General features: G+C 31.8%; 6 protein-coding genes. 1 reads left to right on the top strand and 5 read right to left on the bottom strand.

The window, feature by feature from the left end; all coding sequences use genetic code 11:
• Window position 1 precedes the first annotated feature (1 nt).
• Complete coding sequence (locus V6137_RS02160; protein ID WP_425446237.1) at window positions 2-6358, bottom strand: IPT/TIG domain-containing protein; 6357 nt, start codon at window positions 6356-6358, stop codon at window positions 2-4.
• Window positions 6359-6493: 135 nt separating this feature from the next.
• Entirely contained in the window at window positions 6494-7624 is a 1131-nt protein-coding gene (locus V6137_RS02165; RefSeq protein ID WP_425446238.1) for an S-layer homology domain-containing protein, read from the bottom strand.
• A 451-nt stretch (window positions 7625-8075) separates the two neighbouring features.
• On the opposite strand from V6137_RS02165, the gene V6137_RS02170 reads away from it, so the two are divergent.
• Window positions 8076-8651, top strand: coding sequence for an S-layer homology domain-containing protein (locus V6137_RS02170; RefSeq protein ID WP_425446239.1), 576 nt, complete (start codon window positions 8076-8078; stop codon window positions 8649-8651).
• A 226-nt stretch (window positions 8652-8877) separates the two neighbouring features.
• Here the strand turns inward: V6137_RS02170 and kamE are convergent, their stop codons facing one another.
• The 3 genes from kamE to kamC all read right to left on the bottom strand — a co-directional run bounded on the left by kamE (window position 8878) and on the right by kamC (window position 12970).
• Entirely contained in the window at window positions 8878-9633 is a 756-nt protein-coding gene (kamE, locus tag V6137_RS02175; protein WP_425446240.1) for a lysine 5,6-aminomutase subunit beta, read from the bottom strand.
• On the bottom strand, window positions 9633-11186 hold the full coding sequence (kamD, locus tag V6137_RS02180; RefSeq protein ID WP_425446241.1) for a lysine 5,6-aminomutase subunit alpha: 1554 nt from the start codon (window positions 11184-11186) through the stop codon (window positions 9633-9635). The genes kamE and kamD overlap by 1 nt, the downstream gene beginning before the upstream one ends.
• Window positions 11187-11341: 155 nt before the next feature.
• Window positions 11342-12970, bottom strand: coding sequence for a lysine 5,6-aminomutase reactivase ATPase KamC (gene kamC / locus V6137_RS02185; RefSeq protein WP_425446242.1), 1629 nt, complete (start codon window positions 12968-12970; stop codon window positions 11342-11344).

Below are 12970 nucleotides of genomic sequence, written 5' to 3' on the forward strand. Positions count from 1 at the left end.
GCTACCTCCTTGTTCCAAATATCTTAAAGGTACCCATAGTATTTAGTTTCGTTTCTATAGAAGAGTTAAAACCAATTTCTTGGGAAGTAATAGTTTCCCATGTATCTGTATATTCATTATATTTCTTAAACTGTATATTTTTAATTCTTCTTATTTTTGCTTTATTTCTATCGTACTCTAGTGTTATATTATAATTGTCTACATTTTGTATTTTTCTTTTTATTTGGTTATCATAAAAGTTAGCTTCTAATTTATATGATGTTGATAATCCCGTAATAGCATTACTTTGTTTATTATTATTCTCTCTATTTATAGTAAATCGTACTCCCGTATTTAAATCATCTTCATAATCTTCCATTTCATATGTGTTAAACATTTTAGGATTAAAATTTAATGTAAAATCATTACCTATTACTGTTATATCCTTTGTATCCCAACCTGTTATAACCTCTGTTGGTATTGTTATGACTACATCCTTTGTTCCTGCTAGTTTTCCCGTTAATAAATCTATTGTAGTTTTTTCATCTCCATCATTATTTCCTATTATTACATTTGCTATGTTTCCGGTTCTATTTATTACAGTATCCTCAACCATACCACCATCATCATCTGGTTTTCTAAAATCATCTGTATATACAGGATTACTTTTATCTGATAACTCAGATGGACTATAGTTACCTATTGCCTTTATTTTAAATACATATTCCCTATCTTCTTCTATTTCTTCATATATATAAGTTGTCATATCTGTAGTTCCTATATATTTAGGTGTTTCATCATCTATTATTACATATATTTCATAACCCTTTAATTTATCTTTTTGAGTACTTAGTTCTGTCCAGTGTACCTTTATATATCTATCATATACAAGTTCTGCATCAACATCTAATGGTGGAAGAAGTTTAGGTAGATCATATTTTATATTTTCATATATATATGTGGCACCACCATCGGGATTTATAACCATAACTCCCTTTGCATTAAGTTTTTCCTTAGGAGTTTTCACCTTTAGGATTTGTGGGTCTATATACTCCACTTCATTTGCTTCTGTACCACTTTTATATACATATTTTTCTCCTTCTATATATATTATCTCACCACTGACATCACCAGCTGCCTTTTCTATTTGTGGGTTAAATATAACCCTTGAGTTTTCTACAAAACTTGAACCTATTATCTTTATAGTTTCATTTCCTTCTATGGAAATTGTGTTTATACTTTTGTTGCTCTCTGGATCTACAATATCAGTTATAGTGGGATTACTTAAATATGTATATGATCCACTGGGATTTGAGTTTGTCCCATCTGGATTTTTAACCCTCACTTCAACTTTGCCTGGAGTATTTGGTGGGACTATTACCTTTAACGTTTTATGATCTATATACTCTATATCATTATCGGGAACTTTAACATCTCCAAAGTAAACAACTAAATCTTCATCTTCATATCCTTCCATTTCATCTCTAAAGTCTTTACCTATTATGGTTACTAAATCCCCCCCATCAGCTGAACCTATGTCGGGTATTACTTCAGTTACTTTGGGAGATGTTTCTCCACTTGTAAATTGAATATATATAGGAGGTTTTAGACTATCTGATGATGCAGTACCACCATCTTCTTGATTTATAACTACTACTTTATAATAAGTAGATATCAAATTTTCTTCTATTTCTGGCATTTTAAATTTCAATTTATTAGGTAATGTATATTCTATATCTTCCTGCTCTATGGTTAATACATTTCCTATCTTTATTATGGCATCATCTCTAAAATCTTTACCTAATATAGTAATCGTATCTCCACCTTTATAATCTACACTTTGAACTAAAATTGGATCATCATCAGCTACCTGTACTTCCTTTGGATCTTGTCCATCATTTTTGGTTATATTTATGATTTCTGGTTTAGTTGCTGGATTTTTATACTCAAATTCTCCCTTTGCAATTGCACCGTCAGGATTTATAACGTTTACATCCACTACTCCAATTTGATAATATGATGGAATTAATACATTTATTTTACTATTATCATCCGATAATTCGGCACTGGGTGCATATCCTCTTTCTACTAATAATCTTCTGTCTTTTATCTCTAGCTTTATAAGTTCATATCCTTGGTAATTTTCATCATTTGATTTAAGTTTATTAAGATTTATAAATTTAGTATCTCCATTATAACTAAATTCTCCTGTATAGTTTTTGTCCCTATCTTTTACATTAATATTTACTTTATCATCACTTCCATTATATTCTACTTTTAAACCTCCTTCCAATTTTACTGTTGTTCTTCCATTGTCTATTCTACCTGAATTTTCCTGTTCTCTAGGTACGTCTATATTGGTTATATTTCCAAACCTCACTAATATATCTAGTTGTTCTTCCCCTTCCGAGTTTATACTTTCATATTTAGCAAATCCTTTCCCAGATATCTCTACATCATCTTTCCCAAATCTACTACCTACTCCAGGAAGTATATTGGTTATCTCTGGAGATGATTGGTTAAAAGTGTAACTAAGTTTATTGGATCTACCAGCATCATTGTTAACAATATATACATCAACTGTATTTGCTTCATTTTTCGATGTTAATATCTTTATATATCCTTTCCCGAATTCTGTTATCTTAACCACTTTCTCTCCAAAATGCACCTTAGGCAGTATATCTTGGAAATCCTTGTCGACTCTTTTATTAAGCTCTTCATCTGTAAGATTTGGTTCTTTATCTTTCCTAGCTTCTTTTAGCTCTTTTAATACATCTTCTTTTTCCTTATATCCCAACACTCTACCTTCATTATCTAGTATTCTAAAATCATCACGCTTTCCATTTCCGTTTATATCATTAAAAAATTCGTTTTCATCATGCTGTAAATTTCTATTATCGTCATTATAAGGTTCATAAAACCTAAAGTCAGAACCTATTATTTCTACAAATTCTCCTCCCGAGGCACTTCCTTCAACTGGTTTTAACTCGGTAATTTCAGGTCTACTGGTAGGGACTATATATGTGAAACCTTCTTCTACACCTATGGTTGAACCATCTGGATTTAATATTACTATTGAAACCGCCAATCTATCAGTCCCCTTATCCTTACTTAAATCACCATCATAAGGAGGAACTTTAGCTATAATAGTATCTCCCTTTACATTTACAGTTACATCATCTTCAGGAATTTTTATCCCATCTATAAAAACTTTACTCTTTTCTTTACCATTATCTTGAAAATCTCCCCCTTCTATTTCTATAATATACTCTCCTTCGGTTGAACCTTTATTCGGTTTTATCTTATCTATCCATGGTTTAGATTGGGGCTGAGTAAAGTAATAAAATCCTTCTTCGCCCTTTTTTATATCTGAATTTGTATCAGGGTTCTGTACCGTTAAATCATAATGGCCATCACCTTTATTCAATATTGGTACTCTAAATTCTATTTTGCCTTTGCTTATAGATTTTATTTTATTACCTACTATTTTATTATTTTCATCAATCTTATATAATGTTTTTAGTTTCAGGTTTATATCATTTCCTGCTTCCCCTTTTATAGTTATTGACTCATTTTTAACTTCAATCCTATAACCTTCATTTCCTTCTTTATCTCCAATTATGTCATTTGAGTTATTTAGTTTTAAAGTATATGTATTATCTACTCCATCAGATAATATAATACTTTCTCCATAACCCTTTGTTAATGTATATATATTATTATTTTCTTCATCATGAAGTAATATGCTATTGAAATACTTTGCTAATTTAAGATATTTACCACCATCTTCCCTTGTGGCCAATTGCAGTATTTTATTATTTTCAGAGGATGTATAGTATTGGGGAGAAATATTTTTATCATCATCATAGTGATAATCGTTTATGTCCCTTTTCCCAAGCTTTACGATTGTACCTATAAACTTATATATTCCGCTTTTCCCACCTGTTTCACCCTTTAGGTTATCAGCTGAGGTGGATGGAGATGGTTTCAAAAAGTTATCCCCAAATATGGTTACCAATGTACCTGTATTACCCTCTGATGGATTAAATCTATCAATTTTAGGATCCGTATAGGTTTTTACATATTCAAATCTATGTATTGCCACTCCTCCTTCTTTATTTATGACTTGAAGTTGTGTTACTCCTTCATTTCCTTTAGGTGCATTAAATACAATGTTTTTTCCATCTCCACTACGATTTATTTCTTTAACCCTTTCGCCATCTATATATACTTCTACTTCTTCCCTAAAGTTACTTCCTATTATTGTAATTTCCTCCTCCCCATCTTCTGAAACCACATCAGGAGTAACTTCTTCTATATTAGGAATTTTATTTGCATCAACCGTTACAAACTCAACTATATCAGGCACTATAACATTTAGACCACTATCTTCTGAATTTCTTATTGGATTAGTTATTTCCACAGGTGCCTTTCCTATATTATTAACCTCTGACCCCTTAGGAATTGTTATTAATATTTTTGAACCAATCTCATTTCCAATTGAACCGTCTAATGCATTTCCAGATTCGTCTATAACCTTAAGCTTTTTACTATCGTCTTGGTTTTTATCTAGTAAAATCTCTCCTATCTTTATGATGGGATACCTTACCTTTGTTTCTCCATTTTCTTCATATTTATGAATCATGAAGTTTTTTCCGTGTATTGAAATCATGAAATCATCCACAACTTCATATTTACCAGTCATATCATTTTTTTTCACTTGTATTCGATCAGGAATAATCCCATCCTTTTCGTCTATTTCTGGTGTTAGTTTACTAGGTATAAACGTATATCCACCTTTAAGTTCTGCCCTATCTTTATATATATATATATTATCATTTTCATCTGTTATTATAGTTTCCATTTCTGCAACAACATCTTTTGTTGGGTCTGACTCTGCATCAGTTATGCTATTTATTAGTACTTTTATTATATCTAAATTTTTCTTAATCTGATGTTTATCTTCTTCTTTAAAACCTGCCTTATTACCTATTATGACTTTTATATTTTTCTCCACTGATTTAACAACTTTATCTTCTCTATATGTTCCTATATTGTCAGAAGCTTCGTCAAGTTTATACTTAACTTTCAATATATCTCCATTAGATGTTGATTCTACACTGGTAACTGGCTCTACATCCTCCTTAAGCTTTAAACTATCTATGTTTAAACTTCCTAAATATTGACCCGATATATCAGCATAGCCTCCCGAGTCAGGCCCTATATTATCCCCAGTATTATCCTTTACCGAAATTATCCTAGGTTTATTGGCTCCGTCTATTACTGTAAACTTATCATATACTTCCTCTTCAGTTCCATCTGACTTTTTTTGTTTTCTAGTTAGTATTTTTTCACTCATAACTGAATCCATAGGATTATTTTCTCCTACATTATTAGTTAGGACTACATAGTACTCCCCCAATTTTAAACTACTGGGAACTTCAACGGTAAGTATATCTAAATCCCCTTCACCATCTGATTTGTATGTAGGATTTTTTCCCCTATTATCGTTTGAATATTGATCTGTTCCATCTATATCCTTTAGAAAAAAAACGTCATAATTATCTAGCTTAGTAGCTTTTAAAAAAACTTTATCTCCTACTTCTCCTCTATTGGGGAACATAGCCAAATCATCTGAAATATTTAATGGTTTTATTATTCTAAATTGATCTAAATATGAAATATTTATTTCTACATCTACATTATTAGTATGTTTACTATTAAATTCAATTTTATCTTTCGTTGTAGTTGTTTTTGTTACCACTATATTCTGTAGACCATTTTCGTCTTTGAAAACTTGACTTTCAAACTCCAATGTATTATCTTCTGTAGATTCATTGTCTGCATAATCAAAATCTGTAAGATCACCTTTCCCATATTGAATGGCAATATCATCCTCCTCTAATTTTTCTAAATTACTTCCTACTATCTTTAATCTAGCATTGGTTTCCTCTGTTCTTATAACCCTAGTTACACTTTCAACCCTAGGAACATTCTCCTCATTAATAGGGATATCCACCCCGTTTATATCTAAAGTTTGTCCTAAAGTTTTAGCTTGTTCTTCGGTTAGATTATATTGTACTTTCTTATTAGTGTTATATTCCCTTTGACTTTCTGCTAAGGATTTGATACCTGAACTAGCAGTTTGCAGTGCTACTTTAGAATTTTTTAAGTTATCACCCTTTATTAATATATAGGCTCCAAATACATTTCTATCGCTATCATAGGTCTTTCCTATAATAACCTTTGAAACATAAAAATCATCACTATGCTCAAATTCTGCTGCAAACACTTTATTTATCTCTCCAATGGGAAATATAGTTATTAGCATTGCAAATATAAGTAATAAACTTAACTTCCTTTTAAATGTCTCTATCATAGGTGTACTCCTTTCAATTTTATTAGTCATAATCGATGTTTTTTTGCGGAATCGCGGACTAGGTATCCCCAGTCCCTACGTTATATATCTTATCGACAAATTTCAACCTATTGTTTATATCCACATATATCCAAACTAGTCTAATACTTTTGCATATATCACTTCTCCCTTTTTATTTACATAATATTTTATATAATCTCCTTGATCTATAATATTCTGGGTATATACTTTTCCATCCTTTAGTACTATAAACCCATTATCGTTTCTACTATCTTCAGAGTCAATAGTTTTTATATTGGCAAATGTGGAATCATTGTTTTTTATCTTAAATTCACTTTCCCCCACATATACTAAATCATTTAGTAATTCATCTGCTTTTGTAGTAACTATTTTATTTATTTTATATACATCTCCTTTTTGGATTTTATATCCATTTTTCACAAGATTATAATCTACTATTTTATCTATAAACCTTGCCACATCTACCCTTGTCATTTTTCCCTTTGGTTTTAGAGTTTTATCAGTATAACCAGTTACTATTCCCTTTCTCATTAGTCCTTCTATTATGGGTATATTTTCAGTTTCTATCTTTTCCATATCAAGTAATGTATAGATATAGTTTTGACTCTGTCCATATTTTTCTTCCACTTCAAGGGCCCTGCCTATCCATACCATAAACTGTTCCCTTGTTATAGGCCTTTTCCATATGTTACTATAGTTAAGCTTTTCCTCTAATTTAGATTTGAGTTTACTTTTTTTAGATGGATTCTTCACACTTTCAAGTCGCTTTTTTATTTTTTTATCCATTTCTTTTTGCTTCTTATCTGATATATATGTAATTTTATTTATTTCATTTCCAGTTATTATACTTCTCTCTATTAATGTATTTACATGACCCTTTACCCATTTTTCATTTGTGGTAAATTTATCTTTTACTTCATTATCCATATTTATATATTCCTTAGACTTCTTTTGACCTATATCTTCTATACCCATAAGTCTTACAAGTATTGATATGGCATCTTCATAGGTTAAGTAAGAGTTTTTATCATAGTGCCTATAGTCTATCCCCCTTACCATTAACAAACTGGCAATCTTATCTATTGATGGCTTAGCTTTAAGTTTCGTTGTATCATAAAATCTAATATAATCATATAAAGTACTATAATTATCATACCCTTTATATCGTTCCAATCCTCCATAGGCAACGGTTGCTATTGGCAAAAGTGTTATTATTAGTAGTATTATTAATAAAGTCTTTCTCATTTATTGGACACCCCTTTTTAATTAATAGATAATAGTTAATAGTGGCTGTTAAAGAAAGAATATGTTACTCTTTGTCTTAAGCCGAGATTGTATGGGCTGGGAGATTACGAATCCCATAGCAAACTGAAAACCTACTCAGTAAATCACAGTTACCAACACCTTTGACTCTTAACTATTATCTATCTACTATCATCTATCTACTATTATTTTCGGCAAAATTCCATAATATTTATAGTTTCAATATTTCTTATGTTTTTCCTTCATTTTTTTGTAATGTTTCTGAAATAGTTTTAATGGGACTAATTTGATATAATGGTTTTATAGTTAGTGGCGAAAGGTTTACTAGGTTTTGGTCAAACCTTAGACAGGACAAACCCTGTCCCTACGTTTTTTTAAGAATAGATATGATAACCTTCCACTAAAATAAAGTCTACTAAAAATAAGAAAGGATGTGTTTAAAATAAAAAAGATAATTTCTATTACATTAATTATATTAATTACATTAAGTTCTATAGGGTTTGCCGAAGACCTGAAGGTTCAGGAGAAAGCTGCAAAAAGACTTATTACTTTAGATATAGTTACAGGATATGAGGATGGGTCCCTTAAGCTTGAAAATAATATAACTAGAGCGGAATTTGCCACCTTAGTAGTTAGACTTATAGGTAGAGATGATGAGGCTGAAAGTTATAAAAAGGATACTAAGTTTACAGATGTCAAAGGTGACTTTTGGGGAGCCGGTTATATTAATATAGCCGTTAAAGAAGGCCTTTTCAATGGATATGAAGATGGTTCCTTTAGACCTAATAATAACATAACCTATGGTGAAGTTTTAGCCTTAATGGTAAGAATATTAGGTTATGATGATACATTAGACCCTGAAAAAAAATGGCCCCTTAATTATGTGGATAAGGCAAATGAATTAGGGATAAATAGGGATAAGATTTTAATGCCTAATTCACAGGCAAGTAGGGGGGATTCATTTGTTTTTGTTGATCGATCCTTGGTAGTTGACTTGAAAAAGAACTGAAACAATTTTTAGTAAATTGACAATTGACAATTGACAGTGGACAATTTAAGGTGATTTTACTCCCTACGGTCGTAAAATGTTATACCCAAATCGGCCTCAGCCGATTTATACCTTAATTGTCAATTGTCAATCGTCAATTGTCAATTTTTTTAAGTGATTTTACCCAAATCGGCTTCAGCCGATTTGCACCTTAACTGTCAATTGTCAATCGTCAATTGTCAATTTTTTAAACAAGTTTCCTCTCAACTATTTCATTAACCACAAAAGTCGCCACATGATTAGCGAATGAACCTCTAGAGAATCCTGCGTCGTAGCCTAGTTCTTTCGCTAGTTCGTGGGATATTCTTGGGCCTCCACAGGTTAATACTACTTTATCCCTTATTCCTTCTGCTTCTAATAGTTCTACAAGTTCTGTAAGGTTTGGTATGTGAACATCTTTTTGGGTTACCACTTGGGATACTAATATTGCATCGGCATTTAGTTCTATTGCTTTGGCTACCAACTCTTCGTTTGGAACCTGACTACCTAGGTTATGGGCCTCTATCATTTTATATCTCTCAAGACCATAGTGTCCGTCATATCCCTTCATATTCATAATGGCATCTATTCCAACGGTATGGGCATCGGTCCCTGTACAGGCACCTACTATAACTATATCCCTTTTTATATTTTCCTTTATGAAGTCTTCAACTTCACTTTTACTCATTACATCCATATCAACTTTAGGCACTTCTATTTCTTCATAGTTAATGGTATGCTCACACTTGCCGTATACTACAAAGAATGTATATCCTATACCTAAGTCTTCTGAATGAACAACACTAGGTTCTGCTAGTCCCATTTTTTTAGCAAGTCTTCTAGCTGCTTCATCGGCTTCATCTCCATGGGGTATGGGTAAAGTAAAGCTAAACTGCATCATTCCATCATTTAATGTATCTCCATAGGGTTTTACCCTTGTTAAATCTACCTTTTCTATAGCCATTATTTGTCACCTCCAAGCATAAGTTCTATAAATGGATTATAGTATTTGTCATCCTTAGTTGTTACACCACTAAGACCCTTTCCACCATCTCTAGGTCTTTTTACTCCACCAAATTTACCCTGTTCTATGGTTGAGAATAGGCCTTCCTTTTCTATATCCTTAAGTAAAGTCTCGGCATTTTCTAAGACCTCTTTAGCTCTAGTCTGGATTATACCATCCCTTTTAAATTCTATTTCATCTCCAATATTTCTTGCATTATTAAATATATATTTAGCATTTTCAATTGCTAAGTTTCTATCTTGAAGATGGGGTGTATGGATAGCCTCTGTTGGCATACCTAATAATTGTATCCCTTGATTAGTCCATATTGATACTAGGTTAAATAATGCATCTTGAAGATGACCTTTAAATATATTTCCTGTCATAAATTTAGTAGGTGGCATATATTTTAATGTTGCATCGGGGAATATTTCCTTAGCCATTTGAGCCTGGGCAAGTTCCCATAAAAATCCATTTTCTATATTGGGATTCATTTCAAATGCATGACCAAGTCCCATTTGTTCTTCAGTAAGTCCTGCCTTTAATGCAAATTGTTCATTTATAAATTGACTGGCAAGTACTGTATGGGCCTCTTCTACTGCATCTGCTGTTGTTAGATAATTATCTTCTCCCGTGTTTATAATGATTCCAGCATATCCATTTATTATTCTTGAGAAGTATTGGTCAACCAATGTTCTCTTCATATTTATATCTCTAAATAATATACCATATAGGGCATCATTTAGCATTACATCAAGTCTTTCCATGGCACCCATTGCAGCAATCTCTGGCATACAAAGTCCTGAACAGTAGTTACACAGTCTTATATATTTTCCAACCTCTTCCCCAACTTCATCTAGGGCTTCCCTCATTAGTCTAAAGTTTTCCTGAGTTGCATAGGTTCCACCGAAACCTTCTGTTGTTGGGCCATAGGGTACATAGTCAAGTAAACTTTGGGCTGTGGTTCTTATAACTGCTATAATATCTGCCCCTTGCTTTGCAGCTGCTTTTGCTTGAACTATATCTTCATATATATTTCCTGTTGCAACTATAACATATAAATATGGCTTTGGACCTTCACCTATTGTATTAAGGTAGTTATCCCTTTCTTCCCTTTTTTTCTTTATGTTATTTGTACTCTTCTTTGCTATATCATATATCTTTTCCCTTATTTCATTTTCATCGGAAATAGGTAGTTTAGTTAAATCTATTTCTCCAGCACTTACCTTTTCAGCTATTGTTTGAGGGTCATCCCCTGTTTGAACCATTGCATTACCTATCCAATAGGCAGCGCCTACAGATAAACCTCCCTCCTCTACTATATTGTCAACAACAACATTAGGAAGGGGTTTCTCTATCTCATCTACTCCATCTATACCTAATAATCTTACTACAGTTCTTTCAACTGTTACTGTTGTATGTCTATCTATAAATTTCTGAATATCTTCAGCAATATTCCTAGCAGCCCCTCTGGCGCTATCGACTTTGCTTCTATCTAAGTTAAGTTTGCTCATTTTATTATACCTCCCTTTTATTTAAATAATAGAGAATAAAGAATAGAGAATAGATGTGGTGCAAAGTGGCCTTTGGCCACTTTGTTTTTATTATATTTTACGACCATAGGGAGTAAAATCTCCTTATTTATTCTTTATTCTCTATTATTTATTCTTTAATTCAAAGCTTCTTCCGCTGCCCTAACTATCTCTGGGTCAAGTCCCATAAGCCTAGCTATATTAATAGCATCTTTTGGGACTTCCTTTGTGCTTTTTACTTCTATTAATCTGTAATCCATATATTTGGCTACTGCTTCTATTCCGTAGTCATTTTCCCTTAATTCCTCTTTTAGTTTATCAAAATCTATATCGGAAAGACCTATAACTTGAAGGTGGATTACGTCTTTATCTTTAGCTATATTGTCATAATGGGTTGTTATGACTGTTATGGAATCTTTCTTCTTTAAGTGATTAATTATTGCCTTTGATATGGCATATCCTTCTATTGGATTGGTGCCCCTTGCCAGTTCATCTATTAATATAAGGCCTCTATTTTCTGTTCTTTCTATTGCCTGCTGGATATTTTCTATTTCTCCTCCAAAGGTGCTTAGTCCCATATCAGTTGATTGTAAATCCCCTATGGAAACATATACAAAGCTTCTAAGACCAAAGGTCATTTTTTCACAGGGGACAAATAAACCATATTGGGCCATGGTACACATAAGTCCTATGAGCTTAAGGGATACGGTTTTACCTCCCATGTTTGCACCGGTTATACAGGTAACCCCTTTTTTTAGTTTAACACTTATTGGTACAAAGCTTTTTCTATTTTTATGGAGATTATCTTCTACTTTTATATGTTTAGCATTTTGAAACTCTATAATGTTTTTATCGGTTATATTAGGCATAACCCCATTTGTTTCTATGGCCATATTTGCCTTTGCTATGGTTAAATCAAGCTTTCCAACCATATCCATATTGTAAAATATGTCTTCACTTAAATCCGCTATTTTCTTTGACAAGCTTTTTCTAATATCATATTCCTCTGATTCTTCATATTCCTTTAACCTTTCTAGACGTATTTCTAGGTCGTCTATTTTGTCGGTTGTTCTTATTGAGTACTTAATGTTCATATATGTTTCTGAATTATACTTTAAGTTTGGGTGATCGTTAAGCTTTTTTAAAAGCCTATCATCATTTTTAAGAACAACAATATTTCCATTTCCCTTTACCTTTATGTTTAAATCCTTTTCTACTTTATCCTTAAGTCTTTTTCTTTCTAGCTTAATAGCCCTTTGAACCTTCTTTTTTTCTTTTCGTATATCCCTTAATACCTCAGAGTACTCATCATATATATAGAAGGTTTTTACATTGTCTCCCTTTGGATCTAATAGGGACTCTAGACCTTTTATTCTCTTTACCATTATGTCCTTTGGAAAAGTATAATCTATCTTTTTTACTTCATTTATAATATCCTTTAAAAGAAAGATAAAGTTTTTTACTTCAAATAGTTCAACCTCTGATAGTACATTGTTATCTAAGGCCCTTTTTATGGAGTTTTCTAAGTCTTTTATATGAACAAATATATCCCTTAGTTTTATAAATAGATACCGTTCATTATACATAAGCTCTATAAATTCTTTAACCAGTGATAACTCTTTTTTTAATTTCTTTTCCTCACCTAAAACAAAGGGTTTCAGCTTCTTTTTTCTTTTTCTTCCATAGGGAGTATATACATTTAATCTATCTAATATATAATCAAAGTCTATATTATTTTTACCCCTATTATTTATAAATGTATCCAT

It is taken from the genome of Dethiothermospora halolimnae (assembly GCF_037577855.1).
Taxonomy (GTDB): domain Bacteria; phylum Bacillota; class Clostridia; order Tissierellales; family VENL01; genus Dethiothermospora; species Dethiothermospora halolimnae.

Excerpts from the sequence above, each read along its gene's own strand:
- V6137_RS02160 (WP_425446237.1), bottom strand. The coding sequence starts at position 6,358 with ATGATAGAGACATTTAAAAGGAAGTTAAGTTTATTACTTATATTTGCA.
- V6137_RS02165 (WP_425446238.1), bottom strand. The coding sequence starts at position 7,624 with ATGAGAAAGACTTTATTAATAATACTACTAATAATAACACTTTTGCCA.
- kamE (WP_425446240.1), bottom strand. The coding sequence starts at position 9,633 with ATGGCTATAGAAAAGGTAGATTTAACAAGGGTAAAACCCTATGGAGAT.
- kamD (WP_425446241.1), bottom strand. The coding sequence starts at position 11,186 with ATGAGCAAACTTAACTTAGATAGAAGCAAAGTCGATAGCGCCAGAGGG.
- kamC (WP_425446242.1), bottom strand. The coding sequence starts at position 12,970 with ATGGATACATTTATAAATAATAGGGGTAAAAATAATATAGACTTTGAT.